The sequence below is a fragment of the Bradyrhizobium sp. BLXBL-01 genome (assembly GCF_051853025.1).
Classification (GTDB): Bacteria; Pseudomonadota; Alphaproteobacteria; order Rhizobiales; family Xanthobacteraceae; genus Bradyrhizobium.
In genome coordinates, this window is sequence record NZ_CP182471.1 from 4,885,956 (window position 1) to 4,906,671 (window position 20,716).

Annotated in this window: 20 protein-coding genes; 9 read left to right on the top strand and 11 right to left on the bottom strand. The window is 64.1% G+C overall.

Going from position 1 to position 20,716, the window contains the following annotated elements; translation table 11 throughout:
* Window positions 1-24: 24 nt before the first annotated feature.
* Window positions 25-1,983, bottom strand: coding sequence for an ABCB family ABC transporter ATP-binding protein/permease (locus ACNJYA_RS22925; RefSeq protein WP_439363379.1), 1,959 nt, complete (start codon window positions 1,981-1,983; stop codon window positions 25-27).
* 201 nt (window positions 1,984-2,184) lie between these two features.
* Between ACNJYA_RS22925 and ACNJYA_RS22930 the strand changes: the two genes are divergently transcribed.
* The gene (locus tag ACNJYA_RS22930) at window positions 2,185-2,790 is read left to right on the top strand and encodes a TIGR00730 family Rossman fold protein (protein WP_439363380.1); all 606 of its coding nucleotides are present in this window, start codon (window positions 2,185-2,187) and stop codon (window positions 2,788-2,790) included.
* Window positions 2,791-2,793: 3 nt separating this feature from the next.
* Here the strand turns inward: ACNJYA_RS22930 and ACNJYA_RS22935 are convergent, their stop codons facing one another.
* The 4 genes from ACNJYA_RS22935 to cysS form a co-directional block, all read right to left on the bottom strand.
* Window positions 2,794-3,171: a VOC family protein gene (locus tag ACNJYA_RS22935; protein ID WP_439363382.1), complete on the bottom strand. Its 378-nt coding sequence runs from the start codon at window positions 3,169-3,171 to the stop codon at window positions 2,794-2,796.
* A gap of 161 nt (window positions 3,172-3,332) precedes the next feature.
* Window positions 3,333-4,931, bottom strand: a complete 1,599-nt coding sequence (gene cimA / locus ACNJYA_RS22940; RefSeq protein ID WP_439363384.1) for a citramalate synthase — start codon at window positions 4,929-4,931, stop codon at window positions 3,333-3,335.
* On the bottom strand, window positions 4,928-5,419 hold the full coding sequence (locus ACNJYA_RS22945; RefSeq protein ID WP_212257360.1) for a GNAT family N-acetyltransferase: 492 nt from the start codon (window positions 5,417-5,419) through the stop codon (window positions 4,928-4,930). Before ACNJYA_RS22945 ends, cimA begins: the two co-directional genes overlap by 4 nt.
* A gap of 115 nt (window positions 5,420-5,534) precedes the next feature.
* Complete coding sequence (gene cysS / locus ACNJYA_RS22950; RefSeq protein ID WP_439363386.1) at window positions 5,535-6,920, bottom strand: cysteine--tRNA ligase; 1,386 nt, start codon at window positions 6,918-6,920, stop codon at window positions 5,535-5,537.
* Between the two features lie 290 nt (window positions 6,921-7,210).
* On the opposite strand from cysS, the gene ACNJYA_RS22955 reads away from it, so the two are divergent.
* Together ACNJYA_RS22955 and ACNJYA_RS22960 are read left to right on the top strand one after the other, a co-directional pair.
* The gene (locus tag ACNJYA_RS22955; RefSeq protein WP_172788088.1) at window positions 7,211-7,504 is read left to right on the top strand and encodes a hypothetical protein; all 294 of its coding nucleotides are present in this window, start codon (window positions 7,211-7,213) and stop codon (window positions 7,502-7,504) included.
* A 154-nt stretch (window positions 7,505-7,658) separates the two neighbouring features.
* Window positions 7,659-8,831 (top strand): DUF2865 domain-containing protein, encoded by a 1,173-nt coding sequence (locus tag ACNJYA_RS22960; protein WP_439363388.1) that lies wholly within the window; start codon window positions 7,659-7,661, stop codon window positions 8,829-8,831.
* Between the two features lie 52 nt (window positions 8,832-8,883).
* Here the strand turns inward: ACNJYA_RS22960 and ACNJYA_RS22965 are convergent, their stop codons facing one another.
* The gene (locus ACNJYA_RS22965) at window positions 8,884-9,789 is read right to left on the bottom strand and encodes a DUF2189 domain-containing protein (RefSeq protein WP_439363390.1); all 906 of its coding nucleotides are present in this window, start codon (window positions 9,787-9,789) and stop codon (window positions 8,884-8,886) included.
* 527 nt (window positions 9,790-10,316) lie between these two features.
* On the opposite strand from ACNJYA_RS22965, the gene ACNJYA_RS22970 reads away from it, so the two are divergent.
* The 5 genes from ACNJYA_RS22970 to ACNJYA_RS22990 all read left to right on the top strand — a co-directional run bounded on the left by ACNJYA_RS22970 (window position 10,317) and on the right by ACNJYA_RS22990 (window position 14,845).
* Complete coding sequence (locus ACNJYA_RS22970) at window positions 10,317-11,150, top strand: cytochrome c oxidase subunit II (protein WP_439363392.1); 834 nt, start codon at window positions 10,317-10,319, stop codon at window positions 11,148-11,150.
* Window positions 11,151-11,226: 76 nt separating this feature from the next.
* On the top strand, window positions 11,227-13,005 hold the full coding sequence (locus tag ACNJYA_RS22975; RefSeq protein ID WP_172788084.1) for a cbb3-type cytochrome c oxidase subunit I: 1,779 nt from the start codon (window positions 11,227-11,229) through the stop codon (window positions 13,003-13,005).
* On the top strand, window positions 13,002-13,706 hold the full coding sequence (locus ACNJYA_RS22980) for a cytochrome c oxidase subunit 3 (protein WP_439363395.1): 705 nt from the start codon (window positions 13,002-13,004) through the stop codon (window positions 13,704-13,706). The genes ACNJYA_RS22975 and ACNJYA_RS22980 overlap by 4 nt, the downstream gene beginning before the upstream one ends.
* A 14-nt stretch (window positions 13,707-13,720) precedes the next feature.
* Window positions 13,721-14,443, top strand: a complete 723-nt coding sequence (locus ACNJYA_RS22985; protein WP_172788082.1) for a heme-copper oxidase subunit III family protein — start codon at window positions 13,721-13,723, stop codon at window positions 14,441-14,443.
* Between the two features lie 9 nt (window positions 14,444-14,452).
* On the top strand, window positions 14,453-14,845 hold the full coding sequence (locus ACNJYA_RS22990) for a cytochrome C oxidase subunit IV family protein (protein ID WP_172788081.1): 393 nt from the start codon (window positions 14,453-14,455) through the stop codon (window positions 14,843-14,845).
* Between the two features lie 25 nt (window positions 14,846-14,870).
* Here ACNJYA_RS22990 and ACNJYA_RS22995 read toward each other — a convergent pair whose 3' ends face one another.
* Genes ACNJYA_RS22995 through ACNJYA_RS23005 form a run of 3 tightly spaced genes read right to left on the bottom strand, consistent with a single transcriptional unit; the run spans window position 14,871 to window position 18,397 of the window.
* Window positions 14,871-16,628 (bottom strand): NAD+ synthase, encoded by a 1,758-nt coding sequence (locus tag ACNJYA_RS22995; RefSeq protein ID WP_439363397.1) that lies wholly within the window; start codon window positions 16,626-16,628, stop codon window positions 14,871-14,873.
* Between the two features lie 22 nt (window positions 16,629-16,650).
* Window positions 16,651-17,004 carry a diacylglycerol kinase gene (locus ACNJYA_RS23000; protein ID WP_260383255.1) on the bottom strand — a complete coding sequence of 118 codons (354 nt, stop codon included), beginning with the start codon at window positions 17,002-17,004 and terminating at the stop codon, window positions 16,651-16,653.
* A 4-nt stretch (window positions 17,005-17,008) separates the two neighbouring features.
* On the bottom strand, window positions 17,009-18,397 hold the full coding sequence (locus ACNJYA_RS23005) for a class II 3-deoxy-7-phosphoheptulonate synthase (protein WP_439363398.1): 1,389 nt from the start codon (window positions 18,395-18,397) through the stop codon (window positions 17,009-17,011).
* 180 nt (window positions 18,398-18,577) lie between these two features.
* Here ACNJYA_RS23005 and ACNJYA_RS23010 point away from each other — a divergent pair, with 180 nt between their 5' ends.
* Window positions 18,578-19,474 (top strand): alpha/beta hydrolase family protein, encoded by an 897-nt coding sequence (locus ACNJYA_RS23010; RefSeq protein ID WP_439400769.1) that lies wholly within the window; start codon window positions 18,578-18,580, stop codon window positions 19,472-19,474.
* 179 nt (window positions 19,475-19,653) lie between these two features.
* On the opposite strand, the gene ACNJYA_RS23015 is transcribed toward ACNJYA_RS23010, so the two are convergent.
* Window positions 19,654-19,917: a hypothetical protein gene (locus ACNJYA_RS23015; RefSeq protein WP_172788077.1), complete on the bottom strand. Its 264-nt coding sequence runs from the start codon at window positions 19,915-19,917 to the stop codon at window positions 19,654-19,656.
* Window positions 19,918-20,119: 202 nt separating this feature from the next.
* Entirely contained in the window at window positions 20,120-20,695 is a 576-nt protein-coding gene (locus ACNJYA_RS23020) for a TIGR00645 family protein (protein WP_439363402.1), read from the bottom strand.
* Between the last annotated feature and the right edge of the window lie 21 nt (window positions 20,696-20,716).

The following is a 20,716-nucleotide window of genomic DNA, read 5'->3' on the forward strand; positions in this document are numbered from 1 at the left end:
CCAGACTTGGGACCGGAGACAAGGTCACTCCGCCGCAGCGGGCGTCGTCAGGATGTCGTCGACCGGCGGCGGCTCCCGGTTGGGCGCGGCATTGGTGTCGGCCATCTTGGCCAGTTTCTCGCGGGCCGCCTCGGCCTCGCGCTGCCTGTTCCACATGCTGGCATAGAGCCCGCCCTGCGCGAGCAGGCTCGCGTGAGTGCCGCGCTCGGCGATGCGTCCCTGGTCCAGCACGATGATTTCGTCGGCGCCGACGATGGTGGAAAGCCGATGCGCGATCACCAGCGAGGTGCGGTTCTTGGCCACGCGGTCGAGCGCCCCCTGGATCTCGTGCTCGGTGTGGGTGTCGAGCGCCGAGGTCGCCTCGTCCAGCACCAGGATCGGCGGCGCCTTGAGCACCGTGCGTGCGATCGCCACGCGCTGCTTCTCGCCGCCCGACAATTTCAGGCCGCGCTCGCCGACCTGGGTCTCGTAGCCCTTCGGCGCCATGCGGATGAAGTGGTCGATCTGCGCCAGCCGGGCGGCCTCCTCGACTTCGGCATCGCCGGCGTCCCAGCGGCCATAGCGGATGTTGTAGCGGATGGTATCGTTGAACAGCACCGTGTCCTGCGGCACCATGCCGATCGATGCGCGCAAGCTGGCCTGCGTGACCTCGCGGATGTCCTGGCCGTCGATTAGGATCCTCCCGCCGGAAATGTCATAGAGGCGAAACAGCAGCCGCGAGATGGTCGACTTGCCGGCGCCGGAGGGGCCGACGATGGCAACGGTCTTGCCGGCCGGCACCTCGAAGCTGATGCCCCTCAGGATCGGGCGCGTCGGCTCATAGGCAAAGCGCACGTCCTCGAAGCGCACCGTGCCGGCGGAGATGACCAGCGGCTTCGCGCCAGGCGCATCCTTGATCTCGGCCTCGCGGCCCAGCACGCCGAACATCTTCTCGATGTCGATGATCGCCTGCTTGATCTCGCGATAGACCATGCCCATGAAGTTCAGCGGCTGGTAGAGCTGGATCATCATGGCATTGACCAGCACGAAATCGCCGACCGTGTTGGTGCCGTTGCGCACGCCGATCGCGCACATCAGCATGGTTGCGGTCAGGCCAAGCGTGAAGATCACGGCTTGTCCGGTATTGAGCACGGCGAGAGACGTATAGGTGCGGACGCTCGCCTCCTCGTAGCGTTCGACCGATTTGTCGTAGCGCTGCGCCTCGCGCGCTTCGGCGCCGAAATACTTCACCGTCTCGTAGTTGAGCAGCGAGTCGATCGCCTTGGTATTCGCCTCGGTGTCGGAATCGTTCATCTTGCGGCGGATGCCGATCCGCCACTCGGTCGCGATATAGGTGTAGTACATGTAGAGCGTGACCGTGATCAGGGTCGCGACCACGTAACGCCAGTCGAATTGCCAGAGCAGCACCGCCAGCAGCAGCGAGACCTCGACGATGGTCGGGATCAGCTGCAGGATCACCATGCGCACGATGACCTCGATGCCCTCGCGGCCGCGCTCGAGCACGCGCGTCAAACCGCCGGTCTTGCGCTCGAGGTGGAAGCGCAGCGACAGCTCGTGCATGTGGATGAAGGTGAGGGTCGCGAGCTTGCGCACCGCATGCATGGCGACGCGGGCGAAGATGCCGTCGCGCCATTGCGTCAGCACCGCCATCAGGATGCGCATCACCCCGTAGCTCGCGGTCAGCAGGAAAGGCGAGGCGATCACCCAGAGATGCCAATTGTCGGGCGCGACCGGCGCGGTGTTGGCGCCCGTCAGCGCATCCGTCGCCCATTTGAAGCTGAACGGCACCGCGAGCGTGATCAGCTTGGCGGCGAGCAGCAGCACCAGCGACCAGACCACCCGCATCTTCAGGTCGAAGCGGTCGCCCGGCCAGATATAGGGCCACAGATGCGCGAGCGTGCCCATCAGCGTGGCCCCAGCCTGCGGTCCTGCCGCGGCAGGATCAGGAACGTCGGCGCCGTCGAACGATTGAGGTTGGTCCATCAAGAAACCTGAAAGCCCGCCGGATGCGGGCGCAACTGCGATTAACGATTTTCGCCCGTCATATAGAGCCTTCCCGATGCCCGCGCACCCCGCCAGATGGCGAATCCTGGATCGTTTGTCGCGATTTACCGGTAAATTCCCGGAAGCACCGAATCACCGTTTGGGCTTGACGCCACTTCGCTGCAATGCATCATGGCACCAATGAGCACGATCAAAACCGTCTGTGTCTATTGCGGCTCCGGCCCTGGAACAAATCCCAACTTCATCGCAGCGGCGAAGGCGCTAGGCAGAGCGCTGGCGGAAAGCAAGATCCGCCTCGTTTATGGCGGCGGCTCGCTCGGCCTGATGGGGGCGGTCGCAACCTCCGTGCTCGATCACGGCGGCATGGTCACCGGCATCATCCCCGACTTCCTGCGGATGCGCGAGAACGCCCTGACGCGCGTGCAGGAGATGGTCGTCACGCCCGACATGCACGAGCGCAAGCGGCTGATGTTCGAGCGCTCCGACGCCTTCGTGGCCCTGCCCGGCGGGCTCGGCACGCTCGAGGAGCTGGTGGAGCAGCTGACCTGGCAGCAACTCGGCCGTCACGCCAAGCCCGTGCTGCTCGCCAACATCGATAATTTCTGGGAGCCGCTGTTCTCGCTGGTGTACCACATGCGCCAGACCGAGTTCATCCGCGCCGGCCTTTCGGTCGACATCCTCAAGGCGGACAAGGTCGAGGAGATCATCCCGCGGCTGCGCTCTGCAGCTGCGCAGATTCCCGACAGCCAGCGCGATCTCGCGCCGGAAGTGGCGCGTAAGTTGTAACGCCTACTCTGCCGGGAACGTCACCGCCTCGATCCGGTTGCCGTCGGGATCGGTGACGAAGGCGGCGTAATAGCGCACACGATCGTGCGGGCGGATGCCCGGTGCGCCGTCGGAGGCGCCGCCAGCGGACAGCGCCGCTGCGTGAAACGCATCGACCTCGGCCGTGGTTTTCGCCCGCAGGCAGATATGCACGCCGCTCTCCGGCGCGACAGGCGGCATGCCCTCGCGCAGATTGATCCAGAACTCCGGATAGGTCTTGCCGAACCCGACCGTCCGCGGCCGCGTGACGAGGCGCGTGAGGCCGAGTGCGGCGAGCGTCGCCTCGTAGAATTTCGCGGCGCGATCGAGATCGCTGACGCCGACGGAGATGTGATCGATCATTGGTCGCGCTCCCCTCTCTCCTCGTCATTGCGAGCGACTTGTCCGCCATAGCTCGAAGAGCGACGGCGGAAGCGAAGCAATCCAGAATCTTTCCGCGGAGGCAGTCTGGATTGCTTCGTCGCTTCGCTCCTCGCAATGACGGTGTTTGTGGTCGCGCCCGTCTAAGCCGGCGCCCCCGACTTCACCAGCTTGTAGATCACCGAATCCATCAACGCCTGGAACGAGGCGTCGATGATGTTCGGGGACACGCCGACCGTGGTCCAGCGATCGCCGTTCTCGTCCTCGCTCTCGATCAGCACGCGCGTGACCGCGCCGGTGCCGCCATTGAGGATACGGACGCGATAGTCGATCAGCGTCAGGCCCTCGATGAATTTCTGGTACTTGCCGAGGTCCTTGCGCAGCGCGACGTCGAGCGCGTTGACGGGACCGTTGCCTTCGGCGGCCGAGATCAGATGCTCGCCGGCGACGTCGACCTTGACCACCGCGAGCGCCACCGTGACGCGCTCGCCGAGCGCGTTGTAGCGCTGCTCGACGTTGACGTCGAACTGCTCGACCTCGAAATAATGCGGCACCTTGCCGAGCGTGCGGCGCGCCAGGAGCTCGAACGAGGCGTTGGCGGATTCGTAGGCATAGCCGGCCGCCTCGCGCTCTTTCAGTTCTTCGACGAGACGCGTCAGCTTCGGATCGCTCTTTTCATAAGAGATACCGGCGCGGTCGAGCTCGGCGATGACATTGGAGCGCCCGGCCTGATCGGACACCAGCACCTTGCGGTGATTGCCGACCAGCTCCGGCAAGACATGCTCGTAGGTCTGCGGATCCTTCAGCACGGCGGAGGCATGGATGCCGGTCTTGGTGACGAAGGCGCTCTCGCCGACATAAGCCGCATGCCGGTTCGGCACGCGGTTGAGCATGTCGTCGAGCGTGCGCGACACCTTGACGAGCGTCGCTAGCTTCCCCGTGGTGACGCCGATCTCGAAAGCCTCGGCAAACCCCGCTTTCAGCTTCAGCGTCGGGATCAGCGAGCAGAGATTGGCGTTGCCGCAGCGCTCGCCGAGGCCGTTCAGCGTGCCCTGGATCTGCCGCGCGCCGGCACGCACCGCCGCGAGCGAATTGGCCACCGCCTGCTCGGTGTCGTTATGGGCGTGGATGCCGACGTGATCGCCGGGGATGTGCCTGGTCACGTCTCTGACGATGGCTTCGACCTCATCGGGCATGGTGCCGCCATTGGTGTCGCACAGCACCACCCAGCGCGCGCCGGCCTCATAGGCGGCCTTGGCGCAGGCAAGCGCGAAGGCCGCGTCTTCCTTGTAGCCGTCGAAGAAATGCTCGCAATCGAGCATCACCTCGCGGCCGGCCGCCTTTGCCGCCGCGACGCTGTCGCGGATCGAGGCGAGGTTCTCTTCCTTCGTGGTCTCCAACGCGACGCGCACCTGATAGGCCGACGACTTCGCCACGAAGCAGATTGCATCCGCCTTCGCTTCCAAAAGGCCTGCGACGCCCGGATCGTTGGACACCGACCGCCCTGCCCGGCGCGTCATGCCGAACGCGGTGAAGCGCGCATGATTGAGCTTGGGTTTGGTCGCGAAGAATTCGCTGTCGAGCGGATTGGCGCCGGGATAGCCGCCCTCGACATAATCGATGCCGAGATCGTCGAGCATCGCCGCGATGACCTGCTTGTCGGCCAGCGTGAAGTCGACGCCGTTGGTCTGCGCCCCATCGCGCAGCGTGGTGTCGAACAGATAGAGACGCTCCTTGCTCATTGCCCCGCTCCGAGCGTCTTTTTCATGGTGGTGTTGGCGAGCCACTCGTCATTCACAGTGACGCTGTTGCGCTGCTGGGCGGTGTAGCCGCGCTTGGCGAAGAAGCCCTCCGCGGTGTCGCTGGCGTCGACCGAGAGACTCTTGGCGCCGCGGCCGCCGGCGAGCTTCTCCAGCGCGTCGACCAGCATGGTCGCGATGCCCTGCCCGGCCACGGCCGGATGCACATAGAGCATGCGGATATGATCGTTGCCGCGCAGTGAGGCGAAGCCGACGGGCGAGCCTTCCAGCGTTGCGATCAGCGTCAGGTCGGACGCGAGCCGCTTGCCAAACTCCTCGTCCTCGGCCGCCGCCATCCAGGCTTCCTGCTGCGCCTCGCTATAGTCGTCGCCGGTCAATTCCTCGATGCTGGCGGCGAAGATCGCGGCGAGGATCGGCACATCCGCCGGGAGGAAAGGCCTCAATGCGGGCTTTGGCAAAGTCTGTCCCATCGTCCTCACCACATCCCATAGAGCTTGAGCGCGATCGCCACCGCGCCGGCGAGCAGCGCGATCTTCAGCGCGATGTAATAGAGCCAGTGCCGCGGAAACGGCGTGTCGGGCCGCTTCATCGCGCGATCTCCCAAGTCGTGCCATCCCTGGAATCCTTGATCGCAACGCCCATCGCGGCGAGCAGATCGCGGATGCGGTCGGACTCCTTGAAATCTTTCCGGCTACGGGCGGCTGTCCGCTCCGCGAGCAGGCGCTCGACCTCCTTGGCATCGACCCCGCTCGCCTGCTGCTTGCGTCCTTCCCACTGCGCCGCACTCTCGGACAGGAATCCGAGCAGCCGCAACGAGCCCGCAAGACCGGCGATGTCGTTGCCGCGCAGGCCGTGCAGCGCCGCGATCGCCTGCGGCGTGTTGAGGTCGTCGAGCAGTGGTTCGACCACCGATGCAGCCGGCTCGCCGGGCGCGACGTCGGCCGCCGCGACACGATACCAGTCGTCGAGCGTCCTGGCGCTCTCCTCCAGCGACTTCATGGTCCAGTCGATCGGCGAGTGATAGTGCGTCTTGAGCATGTTGAGGCGCAGCACCTCGCCCGGCCAATCCCCAAGCAGCTCGTGGATGGTGATGAAGTTGCCGAGGCTCTTCGACATCTTCTCACTCTCGACCTGCAGGAAGCCGTTGTGCATCCAATAGTTCGCCATGCGCTCGCGGTGGAACGCGCAGCAGGTCTGCGCGACCTCGTTCTCGTGATGGGGAAACACGAGATCAATGCCGCCGCCGTGGATGTCGAAGTGCTCGCCGAGATGCTTCCAGGCCATCGCCGAGCACTCGATGTGCCAGCCCGGACGCCCCTCCACCCTGATGCCGGATGGCGACGGCCAGGACGGCTCGCCCGGCTTGGACGGCTTCCACAGCACGAAGTCGGTCGCATCCCGCTTGTAGGGCGCAACATCGACCCGCGCGCCCGCGATCATCTCGTCGAGCGAGCGCTTCGACAACGCGCCATAGCGCGGCAGCGCGGAATTGGCCGCATTCATCGCCTGCGGCGAGAACAGCACGTGGTCCTCGGCGACATAGGCAAAGCCTCCGGCGACCAGCCGCTCGATGATCTCGCACATCTCGCCGATATGCTCGGTCGCGCGCGGCTCGACGCTCGGCCGCAGCGCGCCCAGCGCGTCGACGTCGGCGTGAAACTGCTTGCCGGTCTGCTCGGTGACCTTGCGGATCGCCTCGTTCAGCGGCAGGCCGGGAAAATCGCGCGCGGCGCGGTCGTTGATCTTGTCGTCGACGTCGGTGATGTTGCGGACATATTTGACATGCGCCTCGCCATAGAGGTGGCGCAGTAGGCGAAACAGCACGTCGAACACGATCACCGGCCGGGCATTGCCGATGTGGGCGAAGTCGTAGACCGTCGGTCCGCAGACATACATGCGGACGTTGTTCGGATCGAGCGGCACGAAGGTGCGCTTTTCCCGGCTCAACGTATCGTAAAGACGCAATTCCATGACAACCCATCCCTCTCGGCCGGGCGTCCAAGGCTCTCAATGTGTTTGAGAAAAGACGGCTCCAGCCAGCGAATCGCTAGCTCGTAATCTCGCGGCAAATGGCGCAAATGGCGAGGAGACCGTTCATGCGGCCACATATGGGCCACCACGGGCCCCGGCGTCAAGGGCCGCGAAAATGCCGTTTTTGCCTCCGCAAAGGGCGCGGCCGGCCTTCAGGGTTCATGATCCCCTAACCATTTGAGCCCATTCTGGAACCTGCGGTTCCCTGATTTTTTGCCCCCGGTATTTTCATGCGATCCCTGCTCGCGCTCATTTTTGGCGCCTCGCTCCTTGCAGCACCTCAGGCGTGGGCCGAGAGCCGCGTCTTCATCATCGCCGACCAGTGCCTGGCCAAGAGCGACACCAAGGGCGACACATGCGGCGCCTCCGCCGCGCGGACCTATTGCCAGTCACGAGATTTTGCAAAGGCATCAAGCTATCGCCGGGTCGACCCCGACGAAATTACCGGCTCCGTCCCCAAAACCGGCACAAACTGCTCCCATGGCCATTGCGACGAATATGTCGCAATCACCTGCCAGCGCTGAATTCGCTCGGAGCTGGCGGACCTTAGGACCAGTCTTCGGCCCCTGAAACGACGTGACGATGCCGCAGGAAGCGGCTATTGGGAGGGCGCGCTTCGGCCCCCAACTCACTTGGGAAGTCACTTGGACGATCACGCTGGGCCGTGACCTCGCTAGAATGGCGGATATGCCTGAATTCCTCTCTCTCTTCCGTGCCCGTTCCCTCCTTGCCTGCACCGTGCTCCTCGGCACCGTCGTGCTCGCCAATGGCGCATTCGCGCAGGCCGGCCCGCCGCCCCAGCCGGGCCAGAACGGGCTCGGACCCAATCCGATGTGCGTGCGCCTGGAGGCCCAGCTCGCCGCGCTCGATCGCGGCGGCGGGGGTGATGCCGCGCGCGAGGAGCAGATCCGCCGCTATCAGGATTCCCAGGCCAAGCAGCAGGCCGAGCTCGACCGCGTCACCATGCAAGCCAAGCGCATGGGCTGCGATTCCTCCGGCTTCTTCTCGCTGTTCGGTGGCCAGCAGGCGCAATGCGGTCCGGTCAACACCCAGATCCAGCAGATGCGCGCCAATCTGGACCAGATCACCGGCAATCTCGAGCGGCTGCGCGGCGGCAGCGGCGCCAGCCCGGAGCGCGATAACCAGCGCCGCTCGGTGCTGATGGCGCTGGCCCAGAACAATTGCGGGCCGCAATATGCCAACGCCGCGCAATCGCAAGGCGGCGGCAATTTCCTGAGCAATCTGTTCGGCGGCAACAACCCGAACAATCCGCAAGCCATGCCGCCCTCCGATCTCGGCCCGCAATCCGGCACCTTCCGCACCGTCTGCGTGCGCACCTGCGACGGCGCCTATTTCCCGATCTCCTTTGCCACCGTGCCGGCGCGCTTCGGCGACGACGAGAAGACCTGCAAGGCGCTGTGTCCGGCTGCGGAAGCCGTGCTCTACACCCATCGCAATCCCGGCGAGGACATGAACGCGGCGGTCTCGATCGGCGGCCAGCCCTACACGGCGCTGCCGACCGCATTCAAATTCCGCAGCGAGTTCAACCCGTCCTGCTCCTGCAAGGCGGCAGGCCAGACCTGGGCGGATGCGCTGAAATCCGCCGACGACAAGACCAGCGTCGAGCAGCAGGGCGACATCATCGTCACCGAGGAAAGTGCCAGGAAGATGCAGCAGCAGCGGCTCAACAAGGGCGCGCCCCAGCCTGCCAATGCCAAGAAGGGCACGGCGCCCCCTCCGACGACGGCCACGGCGGCACCGCCGGCGGACGCCGGGACGCCCGCGGCGGGTTCAGAGAACAAGCCGATCCGCTCGGTCGGCCCGACCTTCCTGCCGCAGCAGCAGAAGTAGGCCGTCACTCTGTCATGCTCCGCGCAGGCGTCCCAGCGCAGCCGTTCCGCTGTTAAGGCTCACCCTCGCGGCTCCACGGGAAGAGATTGGCCGGAAAGTCTGCTGCGTAGCGCCTGCCCTTCGGCGGCGGCAGCGGTGCGTCCGGTGGGTTCGGATTGGGCTCGACCACCCGCCGATAGAGGTGCCAGGTGGCATGACCGAGCACCGGCAGAACGACGGCGAGACCGACGAAGAGCGGCAGCGAGCCGATCACGAGCAGCGCCGCCACGATGAGACCCCATCCGGCCATCGCAACCGGATTCGCCGCGACCGCTCGGAGCGACGTGCGGATCGCGTCGATCGCAGTCGCATGGCGGTCGAGCATCAACGGAAATGACACGACGCTGACGCACAATGCCACAACCGCAAACAGGAAGCCGACACCGCAACCGACGATGATGAGCGACCAGCCTTCCGGTGTCGTCAGCACGCGCGTTGCGAAGTCGGGAATGCTTGCGGCCGCAGCGTGGCCGAAGATCGCGACATAGATTGCGTTCGCGACACCGATCCAGGCCCCGAACAGCACCAGCAGAAGCACGCCGAGTTCTATCATGGCGCCGAACGACGGTGCGCGCAGCACCTTGATCGCATCCCATGCTTCGACCTCCTCGCCGCGCTCGCGACGACGGCTGAGTTCGTAGAGACCGATCGCGGCAAAAGGACCGATCAAGGCAAAGCCGGCGGCCAGCGGAAACAGCAGCGGCAGCACCGAATAGCCGAGCACCATCCTGAACAGGACGAGACCGAGAACGGGATAAATCAGGCACACGACGATCGCGTGACTCGGCATCGCCTGGAAATCGTCCCAGCCCAGGCGCAGGGCCTCGGTCAAGTCGGACAAGCTGATCTTGCGAATGGGATAGGAGGCCGCTTCGCCGAATGCGTGCCGCCTGATGTCGTGGGAGTACAGAGTGGCCATGTACGGAGCCTCCCGTGCTGAAAATCGCGGTTTTCGACAACACGCGCTCTTCAGCCACGCGTGTCCCCCTGACGAGCAGGAAACGCGATGGGTCGGGTACGGCAACCCAGGTTCAGCAACCGAGCCTGGCCGGACGGAACCCGTCGCGACCTGCCTGGCAAGCTTAGCGCGCGCGGAGCACGGCTGCACTCACGGTTGGGTGAATTGCGCACCAGCACGGATTTGTGCGCTGCATCACCCAAACCCAGACATGCGCACCCATGCTCTTGGGTGGTTTGCCAGCACGGCGATCACACCAATTCGGACACCCACATTGCTCTATTGACGCCGGATTGGGCTGGTATCATTTTAGACGCAGACGCCCTTAGAGTTGATGGTCGCGAGCGTTCTCTTGATTTCGCGATCAGTGGAATGGGCGAGGCAAGAGGCCGGCGATGGCATATGCCAAGAAAGGCCAGCCATCGCGACAGACATGAGCTCCGCCCTGGATTCGTATCCGTAGCCTTCGATGGCAAGGATGGATCAGGATGGCTGTCGCACTGATACTGCTTCTGGTCGCGATCGGCTCGGTGCTGTTTCACATCTACAGCCCGTGGTGGTGGACGCCGATCGCCACGAACTGGGCCTATATCGACCACACCATCAACATCACATTCTGGATCACGGGCTTTGTTTTCGTCGCCGTGATCGCCTTCATGGCTTACTGCGTCTTCCGCTTTCACCACAGAGAGGGAAGACGGGCTGACTACAATCCGGAAAACAAAAGGCTCGAATGGTGGCTGAGCGTCGGGACTGGCGTCGGCGTCGCGGCCATGCTGGCGCCTGGCCTCGTGGTCTGGCACCAGTTCGTGACGGTGCCTGCGGATGCCACCGAGATCGAGGTCATGGGCCAGCAATGGCAGTGGAGCTTCCGCCTTCCGGGCAAGGATGGGAAGTTGGGCACATCGGATGTCCGCAACATCGCTTCCGACAATCCGATGGGCCTCAATCGTGACGACCGGCACGCGCAGGACGATGTCGTGATCGAGAACGGCGACCTGCACCTTCAAGTCGGAAAGCCGGTCAAGGTTCTCCTCCGCTCGGTTGATGTCCTGCACGATTTCTACGTGCCCGAATTCCGGGCCAAGATGGACATGGTTCCAGGCATGGTGACCTATTTCTGGATAACGCCGATCCGAACCGGAACGTTCGATGTTCTCTGTGCGGAGCTTTGTGGCGCTGCTCATTATCAGATGCGGGCCAAGGTCATCGTCGACGAAGAGGGTGAATATCACGCTTGGCTGGAGCAACAAAAAACGTTCGCTGAGTTATCGCCGGCGAAAGCCGTCGTGAAGGCGACGTACCAATCCGGCGGCAAGTAGCAAGCTGCCGCCGCAGATAGATCGGGCGCAAGAGGCCAACGCCTCACCCCCGATGGAAACGACCGAGGAGGTTTCTATGGTCGATATTCCATATGAAGGAATCCGCGGCATCCCGCCTGCCGAAGTACCTGAGGTCGAGCTCTATCATCCGCGGAGCTGGTGGACACGATACGTCTTCTCGCAGGACGCCAAGGTGATCGCCATTCAGTATTCGCTGACGGCCACGGCCATCGGGCTGGTGGCCCTGGTGCTGTCGTGGCTGATGCGGCTGCAACTGGGATTCCCCGGCACCTTCTCTTTCATCGATGCCAATCAGTACCTGCAATTCATCACCATGCACGGCATGATCATGGTGATTTACCTGCTCACCGCATTGTTCCTGGGCGGCTTCGGCAACTACCTGATCCCGCTGATGGTCGGCGCCCGGGACATGGTCTTCCCTTATGTGAACATGCTGAGCTACTGGGTCTACCTGCTCGCGGTCCTGGTGCTTGCCTCGACATTCTTCGTGCCCGGCGGCCCCACCGGCGCCGGTTGGACGCTGTACCCGCCGCAAGCAATCCTCTCCGGAACGCCCGGGCAGGATTGGGGCATCATTCTCATGATGGCGTCCCTGATCCTGTTCATCATCGGCTTCACCATGGGCGGGCTGAATTATGTGGTCACGGTGTTGCAGGCGCGCACGCGCGGCATGACTTTGATGCGCCTGCCCCTGACGGTGTGGGGCATTTTCACCGCGACCGTCATGGCGCTCTTGGCATTCCCTGCACTGTTCGTTGCCTCGGTCATGCTGCTGCTCGACCGTCTCCTGGGAACCAGCTTCTTCATGCCCTCCCTCGTCGAGATGGGTACGCTTTCGAAATATGGCGGCGGCAGCCCGCTGCTCTTCCAGCACCTGTTCTGGTTCTTCGGCCATCCCGAAGTCTATATCGTCGCCCTGCCCGCCTTCGGCATCGTCTCGGATCTGATCAGCACGCATGCGCGCAAGAACATCTTTGGTTATCGCATGATGGTCTGGGCGATCGTAGCCATCGGCGCGCTCAGCTTCATCGTCTGGGCGCACCACATGTATGTGAGCGGCATGTTCCCGCAATTCGGGTACTTCTTCGCCACCACGACGCTCATCATCGCAATCCCCACCGCGATCAAGGTCTACAACTGGGTGCTGACCCTGTGGCGCGGCGACATTCATCTCACGGTGCCGATGCTGTTCGCCCTCGGCTTCATCATCACCTTCGTGAACGGCGGGCTCACCGGCCTCTTCCTCGGCAACGTCGTCGTGGACGTGCCCCTCTCGGATACCATGTTCGTGGTCGCCCATTTCCACATGGTGATGGGCGTGGCGCCGATCATGGTCGTGCTCGGCGCGATCTATCATTGGTACCCAAAGGTCACGGGGCGGATGCTGAACGAGGCCATGGGCAAGTTTCACTTCTGGGTCACCTTCCTCGGCGCCTACCTGATCTTCTTCCCCATGCACTATCTAGGACTGCTCGGGGTCCCGCGCCGGTATTTCGAACTCGGAGATACGACGTTCATCCCGTCCTCGGCCCATTCACTCAACGCCTTCATCTCGGTGGTGGCCTTGACCGTCGGCTTCAGCCAGATGGTGTTCCTGTTCAACCTCGTCTGGAGCTTGTTCAAAGGTGAGGCCTCAGGCGGCAACCCGTGGCGGGCGACGACGCTGGAGTGGCAGACGCCGGAGACGCCCCCGGGGCACGGCAACTGGGGCAAGGAGCTCCCGGTCGTGTACCGCTGGGCCTATGACTACAGTGTGCCCGGCGCCGCGGAGGATTTCATTCCGCAGAACCAGCCGCCGCGCGCGACGCAGCTCGCTCAAGGAGCTGCTTCGTGAGCGCCGTCATCCTGTTCCTGGCTGTGCTTGCGGTGATCGCCGGATGGTGGCTGTCGCAGCAGCGCCTGACGGCCAAGCCCTGGCTGGAGGAAGGCGCGGCCGGCGACTTCCCCGGCGGCGATGCCATGACCTGGCCGGCAGCGAAGGTCGGTCTTGGCGTGTTTCTCGCGGTCGCGAGCGCTTTGTTCGTCCTCTTCATCAGCGCCTACTCGATGCGCATGAGCGTGGTGGACTGGCGGCCGCTGCCGATACCGCGGCTGCTGTGGGTCAACACGGGCGTCCTTGTCCTGAGCAGTGTCGCGCTGCAATGGTCGTACGCGGCCGCGCGCCGCCACGATACTGAGACCGTTATGATCGGTCTGCTCGCCGGCGGAGCATCTGCCGTGATCTTCCTCGCCGGGCAGCTCCTGGCCTGGCAACGGCTCGGGGCTGCGGGATATTTCGTGGCGTCCAACCCGGCGAATTCCTTCTTCTACGTGTTGACCGCAGTGCATGGGCTGCATCTGACGGGCGGTCTGGTGGCCCTGGGCCGAACCTCAGCCAAGATGTGGCGCGGCGCCGAGATCGCCGACATGCGCTTGAGCGTCGAGCTGTGCGCCATCTACTGGCACTTCCTGCTGTTGGTCTGGCTTGTCCTGCTCGGTCTTCTCACCGGCTGGACCGACGATTTCGTCAACATTTGCCGCCAATTGCTGAGCTAGGGAGGCGAGACCAGATGGCTGAGACCGTGCTGACAAATCCGGGGCAATCGCCTGCGCGGCTTGAAGGCTGGCGCGGCATCGCCGCTGACTGGGCGTCCGATCAGCGCGCCTTCAAGAACGTGTCCTGGGGCAAGGCCATGATGTGGATCTTCCTCCTCAGCGACACCTTCATCTTCAGTTGCTTCCTGCTCTCCTACATGACGGCGCGGATGTCGACGACCGTACCCTGGCCCAATCCCAGCGAGGTCTTCGCCCTCAACATCGCCGGACAGCACATTCCGCTGATCCTGATCGCCATCATGACGTTTGTCCTGATCAGCAGCAGCGGCACGATGGCGATGGCCGTCAATTTCGGCTACCGCCGCGATCGCGTGAGAACCGCAATCCTGATGCTGATCACTGCAGCCTTCGGTGCAACCTTCGTCGGAATGCAGGCCTTCGAATGGACCAAGCTGATCATGGAGGGCGTCCGGCCCTGGGGTAATCCATGGGGTGCGCCGCAGTTTGGTGCGAGCTTCTTCATGATCACCGGCTTCCACGGCACCCACGTGACGATCGGTGTGATCTTCCTGATCGCCATTGCGCGAAAGGTTTTTCGCGGCGACTTCGACGTCGAGAGGCGCGGCTTCTTCACGAGCCGCAAGGGGTATTACGAGATCGTCGAGATCACGGGCCTGTACTGGCACTTCGTCGATCTCGTGTGGGTGTTCATCTTCGCATTCTTCTATCTTTGGTGAGGTCGGCGCATGACAAACGCGGCGGTACACATGGAAGGACAGCTCCACGCTCCGGCGCATGGCGCAGTCGCAACGGGAGCCGTTCACGCCAAGGGGCAACAGCACCCGATCAAGCTCTACCTCGTGGTCTGGGGCTGGTTGTTCGTCCTCAGCACGTGCTCCTACCTCGTCGACTACTTTGGCCTGCATGGCTATCTCAGGTGGTCGCTGATCCTGCTGTTCATGATGTTGAAGGCCGGCCTGATCGTCGCCGTCTTCATGCACATGGCCTGGGAGCGGCTGGCCTTGACCTATGCCATCCTGCTGCCCCCGGTCGCGGTATTGGTTTTTGTGTCGATCATGGTGCTCGAATCCGAATACACGCACTTCCTGAGGGTGCTGTTTTTCGCAACCCCGTCGTAGCGCCTGCCGGTGCTCAAGCTGGAGTTCAGCCCTCGAACGCGTCGATTGACGCCGTGCTGCCACGTGACACCAGCGCCTCATCCGCGGCGGGCAACGGCTCGCCTTTGTCACGAAAGCGGTTGGTGATGGGATAGCGGCGGTCGCGGCCGAAATTCCGTCGCGTCACCTTCACGCCGGGCGCGGCCTGGCGGCGCTTGTATTCGGCGACGTTGAGCAGGTGGTCGATGCGGGTGACGATCTCGCGGTCGAAGCCGGCGGCGATGATCTGATCCAGCGGCTCGTCGCGCTCGACCAGGCGCTCCAGGATGGCATCGAGCACGTCATAGGGCGGCAGCGAGTCCTGATCGGTCTGGTTCTCGCGCAACTCCGCCGTCGGCGGGCGCGTGATGATGTCGGGCGGGATCACTTCGCCCGCGGGGCCGAGCGCGCCATCGGGCTTCCAGCTGTTACGCAAGTTCGCCAGCCGAAACACCTGCGTCTTGTAGATGTCCTTGAGCGGGTTGAAGCCGCCGTTCATGTCGCCATAGAGCGTGGCGTAGCCGACCGACATCTCCGACTTGTTGCCGGTCGTCACCACCATCAGCCCGGTCTTGTTGGAGATCGCCATCAGAAGCGTGCCGCGGGTGCGGGCCTGGAGATTCTCTTCGGTGATATCGGGCGGCAGGTTCTTGAAGATGCCGGACAAGATCGTCTCGAACCCGGTCACGGCCTCCGCGATCGGCAGCACCTCGTAGCGGACGCCGAGATGGCCGGCGAGCTCGCCGGCATCCGCGATGGAGTGTGCGGCCGTGTAGCGGTAAGGCAGCATCACGCCATGCACCTGGTCGGCGCCGAGCGCGTCGACCGCGATCGCCGCGCAAAGCGCGGAATCGATGCCGCCGGAAATGCCGAGCAGCACGCCGGGAAAGCCGTTCTTGGCGACGTAATCGCGCAGGCCCAGTACGCAGGCCGCGTAGTCGGCCTTGTCGCCCTCGGGCTGTTCGGCGATCGGCCCGGTGCAGCGCCAGTCGTCGCCGTTTCTGCTGAAGCGCAGCGTGACGATGCTCTCTTCGAAGGCCGGCAGCTGCGCCGCGAGCGAGAGATCGCCATTGAGCGCGAAGGAAGCGCCGTCGAAGACGAGCTCGTCCTGGCCGCCGACCTGGTTGAGATAGACCAGCGGCAGCCCGCTCTCGGTCACGCGCGCCACCGCGACCGACAGGCGCACGTCGTTCTTGTCGCGGGCATAAGGCGAGCCGTTCGGCACCAGGATGATCTCGGCGCCGGTCTCGGCCAGCGTCTCGACCACGTTCTCGTAGTCCTCGGACTCCTCCAGCCAGATGTCCTCGCAGATCGGCACGCCGATGCGGACGCCGCGCACGGTGACGGGGCCGGCGGCAGGGCCGCGCGAAAACAGCCGCTTCTCGTCGAACACACCATAATTCGGCAGGTTGCACTTGAAGCGCAGGCTCGCGATGCGCCCGCCATCGAGCAGCGCGCAGGCATTGTACAGCCTGCCCTCCTCGACCCAGGGCGTGCCGACCAGCATCGCAGGCCCGCCATCGGCGGTCTCGCGCGCGAGGCTTTCGATCGCGGCGCGGCAGGCGGCCTGGAAGGCGGGCTTCTGCACCAGGTCTTCCGGCGGATAGCCGGCGATGAACAGTTCCGGAAACAGCACGAGATCGGCGCCGTCGGACTTGGCCTGCGCCCGCGCCGCGCGCGTCTTGGCCGCATTGCCGTCCACGTCGCCCATGGTCGGATTGAGCTGGGCGAGCGTGACCGCGAATGTGTCGAAACGTTCGGTCATGGCCGCCCCATCCGATCCCGAGTTACAGGAACCCCAATCGCTCGATGACGGCAATGATCCAGAACGCACCGGTCATCAAGAGCGCAATGCCGACCGCGGCCGAGCCCATGTCCTTGACGCGGCCGATCTGCTTGTCGTGATCCATGGTCAGCCGGTCGGCGAGCTTCTCGATCGCGGTATTGAGCAGCTCGACCGTCAGCACGAACGCGACAGAGCACACCAATTCGACCGCGCGCATCGCGGTCGCGCCGATGAACCAGGCCAGCGGCACCGACAACAGCAACGCAAAGATCTCCTCGCGGACGGCCTGCTCCGACTGGAACGCAAAGGCCAGACCGTTGCGGGAATTGATCGTGGCCTTCCAGATCCGCAGCAAGGTCTTACAGCCCCGCTGCGGCCGGAATCGGCTGGGTCTTGCCGGCGCGCTCCTGCTTGAGCAGCTCCGCCACCAGGAAAGCCATGTCGATGGATTGCTCGGCGTTGAGGCGGGGATCGCAGACCGTGTGGTAGCGGTCGTTGAGATCCTCGTCCGTGATCGCGCGGGCGCCGCCGAGACATTCGGTCACGTCCTGGCCGGTCATCTCCAGATGCACGCCGCCGGCATGGGTGCCCTCGGCGGCATGGATCGCGAAGAACGACTTCACTTCGGACAGGATGCGGTCGAACGGCCGCGTCTTGTAGCCGGACGTCGAGCTGATGGTGTTGCCGTGCATGGGATCGCACGACCAGACCACCACCCGGCCCTCGCGCTTCACGGCGCGGATCATGTTCGGCAGATGCTCGCCGATCTTGTCGGAGCCGAAGCGGCCGATCAGCGTCAGCCGGCCCGGCTCGTTGTCGGGATTGAGCACGTCGATCAGCTTCAACAGCTCGTCCGTCTTGAGCGAGGGGCCGCACTTCAGCCCGATCGGGTTCTTGATGCCGCGGAAATATTCGACATGGCCGTGATCGAGCTGGCGGGTGCGGTCGCCGATCCAGATCATGTGGCCCGAGGTGGCGTACCAGTCGCCGGTGGTGGAATCGACGCGGGTCATGGCCTGCTCGTAGCCGAGCAGCAGCGCCTCGTGGCTGGTGTAGAAATCGGTGGCGCGCAGCTCCGGATGGCTCTCGAGATCGAGGCCGCAGGCACGCATGAAGTTGAGCGCGTCCGAAATGCGGTCGGCCAGCTCCTTGTAGCGGCGGGACTGCGGTGAATCCTTGAGGAAACCGAGCATCCATTGATGCACGCTGCCGAGATTGGCGAAGCCGCCGGTGGCGAAGGCACGAAGCAGGTTCAGCGTCGCCGCCGACTGGCGATAGGCCATCAGCTGGCGCTGCGGATCGGGAATGCGCGCTTCCTTGGTGAAGGCGATGTCGTTGACGATGTCGCCGCGATAGCTCGGCAGCTCGACGCCGTTCACCTTCTCGGTCGGCGACGACCGCGGTTTTGCGAATTGGCCGGCGATGCGGCCGACCTTCACCACCGGCACGGCGCCGGCATAGGTCAGCACCACCGCCATCTGCAGCAGCACGCGGAAGAAGTCGCGGATGTTGTTGGCGCCGTGCTCGGCGAAGCTCTCGGCGCAGTCGCCGCCCTGGAGCAGGAAGGCCTCGCCGGCCGCAACGCGGCCCAAGGCCTTTTTCAGATTGCGCGCCTCGCCTGCGAACACCAGCGGCGGAAAGGTCGCCAGCTGCGCCTCGACGTCGGCCAAAGCCCTGGCGTCGGGATAGTCGGGCACCTGTAGCACCGGCTTGCTGCGCCAGGACTCGGGCGTCCACAGCTCGGACATCGCAATCTCTCCGTGAAGCAAAAACCACAACCTGATCTAGGGGTTGCGAGGGCCGCCTTATACACAGGCCGGCCACGCCCCGCCAGTTGTAAATCCATTTCGCAGCGCAAACCCTTGCGGCCAAAGCCGAATTCGCATTTGCTTGGGCCGGCTAAGGAATCCGACGGGACACCGACCGCCATGGACGCGGCACTGGACGACGTTTTCATCGACGAGATCAGCTTCCCGGCAACCGACGGCTATGCCCTGGGCGGCACCCTGTTCCTGCCGCGCGGCGCCAAGTGCCATGCCGTCCTGATCAATTCGGCGACCGCCGTGCCGCGAAAGATCTATCGAGGCTTTGCCTCCTACCTCGCCCAGCGCGGCTGCGCGGTGCTGACCTACGATTATCGCGGCATCGGCGATTCCCGCCTGCCGGCGATGGTCGGCTACAACCAGCCGAAATCGCTGGTCGGCTTCAAGGCCTCGATGTCCGACTGGGCCGCGCTCGACGTCACCGCCGCGGTCAGCTGGATGCGCGAGCGCTATCGTGCCCTGCCGCTCGCTTATATTGGCCATTCCTTCGGCGGCCAGGCGCTCGGGCTGATCGCCAACAACACCGAGATCTCGCGCGCCGCCTTGGTGGCCTCGCAGGCCGCGACGTGGCGGCTGATGACCTCGCCGGAAAAATACCGCGTCTACGCCTTCATGAATTTTGTCGGCGTGCCGCTGGCCCATGCACTCGGTTACGCACCGGGCTGGGCCGGTGTCGGCGAGGACCTGCCCAAGGGCGTCTTCCTGCAATGGACCGAATGGGTCTCGAGCCCCCGCTATCTCTTCGATTCAAAGCTGTCGGCGCTGGCGAATTTCGCGAATTTCAAGGGCGAGCTGCGGGCGCTGTGCTTCTCCGACGATCCCTGGGCGACGCGCCCCGCGGTCGAGCTGCTCACGGGCGGCTTCACTGCGATCAAGCCGGAGGTGCTGACGGTCAGACCGTCCGACGTCGGCGCCAAGGGAATAGGCCATTTCGGCTTCTTCCGCCCCGAGCACCGCGACACGCTCTGGCGCGGCGTCGCGGAATGGATTCAGGGGGAATGAGATTTGTTCACCTCTCCCGAAGGGAGAGGTCGGATCGCATCAAAGATGCGATCCGGGTGAGGGGTTACGGTCTCACCGAATTACCGCGGCCCCTCACCCGGATTGCTGCGCAATCCGACCTCTCCTCGCTGGGGAGAGGTGTAGCGGAGCAAGCCGACCCAGCCCGATATTATCAACCACTAGCGGATGATCGTCGTCAGCGACGAGTAGCGCCGGTTCGGCTTGGCCTCGCTAGGTGCGAACTGTGCGAAGGCGTCGCTGACGCGGACCGCCGGCGGCGTATCGCTCGCGAACCGAAACTCCTTCGGCCGCGGTGCGTAGAAGCTGGCGCGGTAATAAGCGTCGTCGAAGCGTGCCTCCCCGACGCCGAACAATGCGTCACAGACCAGCAGGAGCGCGTAGACTCCCGCGACCGCTGCGACGATCTCCCTGAGAATTGTCATCCGATAGCCCTGCCCTTTTGCGGGCAGGATGCAGATCGGTTCCAAAGGCCTGGTTTAAGGCGCCACGCTTCTTGTCCGCAGCGTTTGCCGGCGCTGAACCGATTGCAGACGATTTTATCGATCTCGAAAGAAGAACCCGCCCGACGGGACGGATCAGGCGGGCTCCAGGATTGGCCGCTCGGGAGGTCTTTGGGCGGCCAGATCAGCCGTGCTCGGCCTCCCTGCGATGGCCGCTCTCGCTGAGGCGGTCGACCCAGGCGATGCCGATCGCCGAGATGATGAAGGTCATGTGGATCAGCACCTGCCACATCACCCCGGTCTCAGTGAAATTGCTTCGCGTCGTGCCGAGGTTGCCGGCCTCGATGAAGGTCCTGAGCAGCGAGATCGAGGAGATGCCGATGATCGCCATCGCGAGCTTGATCTTGAGCACGCTGGCATTGACATGACCGAGCCATTCCGGCTCGTCGGGATGGCCGCTCAGGTTCAGCCGGGAAACGAAAGTCTCGTATCCGCCCACGATCACCATGATCAGGAGGTTCGAGATCATGACCACGTCGATCAGCCCGAGCACGACCAGCATGATCTGCTGCTCGCTGGCGTCGAACGAGTGCAGGACGAGGTGCCAGAGCTCCTTGAGGAACAACAGGACATAGACGGCCTGAGCCACGATGAGGCCGACATAGAGCGGCAATTGCAGCCAGCGCGAGCCAAAGATCAGCTTTGGAAGCAGGCCGACCGGCGGCAGCGGCGCCGAAGGTGCTTTGGGTTCAGACGTCATTGATCACTCCGGATGGCAGAC

What these genes read in the sequence shown, in the direction of transcription:
- ACNJYA_RS22960 (WP_439363388.1), top strand. Translation starts at nt 7,659, where the DNA reads ATGGCGGATATGCCTGAATTCCTCTCTCTCTTCCGTGCCCGTTCCCTC.
- ACNJYA_RS23005 (WP_439363398.1), bottom strand. Translation starts at nt 18,397, where the DNA reads ATGTCCGAGCTGTGGACGCCCGAGTCCTGGCGCAGCAAGCCGGTGCTA.
- ACNJYA_RS22970 (WP_439363392.1), top strand. Translation starts at nt 10,317, where the DNA reads ATGGCTGTCGCACTGATACTGCTTCTGGTCGCGATCGGCTCGGTGCTG.
- ACNJYA_RS23020 (WP_439363402.1), bottom strand. Translation starts at nt 20,695, where the DNA reads ATGACGTCTGAACCCAAAGCACCTTCGGCGCCGCTGCCGCCGGTCGGC.
- cimA (WP_439363384.1), bottom strand. Translation starts at nt 4,931, where the DNA reads ATGAGCAAGGAGCGTCTCTATCTGTTCGACACCACGCTGCGCGATGGG.
- ACNJYA_RS22985 (WP_172788082.1), top strand. Translation starts at nt 13,721, where the DNA reads ATGGCTGAGACCGTGCTGACAAATCCGGGGCAATCGCCTGCGCGGCTT.
- ACNJYA_RS22955 (WP_172788088.1), top strand. Translation starts at nt 7,211, where the DNA reads ATGCGATCCCTGCTCGCGCTCATTTTTGGCGCCTCGCTCCTTGCAGCA.
- ACNJYA_RS22975 (WP_172788084.1), top strand. Translation starts at nt 11,227, where the DNA reads ATGGTCGATATTCCATATGAAGGAATCCGCGGCATCCCGCCTGCCGAA.
- ACNJYA_RS23010 (WP_439400769.1), top strand. Translation starts at nt 18,578, where the DNA reads ATGGACGCGGCACTGGACGACGTTTTCATCGACGAGATCAGCTTCCCG.
- ACNJYA_RS22945 (WP_212257360.1), bottom strand. Translation starts at nt 5,419, where the DNA reads ATGGGACAGACTTTGCCAAAGCCCGCATTGAGGCCTTTCCTCCCGGCG.
- ACNJYA_RS22935 (WP_439363382.1), bottom strand. Translation starts at nt 3,171, where the DNA reads ATGATCGATCACATCTCCGTCGGCGTCAGCGATCTCGATCGCGCCGCG.
- ACNJYA_RS22990 (WP_172788081.1), top strand. Translation starts at nt 14,453, where the DNA reads ATGACAAACGCGGCGGTACACATGGAAGGACAGCTCCACGCTCCGGCG.
- cysS (WP_439363386.1), bottom strand. Translation starts at nt 6,920, where the DNA reads ATGGAATTGCGTCTTTACGATACGTTGAGCCGGGAAAAGCGCACCTTC.
- ACNJYA_RS22965 (WP_439363390.1), bottom strand. Translation starts at nt 9,789, where the DNA reads ATGGCCACTCTGTACTCCCACGACATCAGGCGGCACGCATTCGGCGAA.
- ACNJYA_RS23015 (WP_172788077.1), bottom strand. Translation starts at nt 19,917, where the DNA reads ATGACAATTCTCAGGGAGATCGTCGCAGCGGTCGCGGGAGTCTACGCG.
- ACNJYA_RS22925 (WP_439363379.1), bottom strand. Translation starts at nt 1,983, where the DNA reads ATGGACCAACCTCAATCGTTCGACGGCGCCGACGTTCCTGATCCTGCC.
- ACNJYA_RS22930 (WP_439363380.1), top strand. Translation starts at nt 2,185, where the DNA reads ATGAGCACGATCAAAACCGTCTGTGTCTATTGCGGCTCCGGCCCTGGA.
- ACNJYA_RS22995 (WP_439363397.1), bottom strand. Translation starts at nt 16,628, where the DNA reads ATGACCGAACGTTTCGACACATTCGCGGTCACGCTCGCCCAGCTCAAT.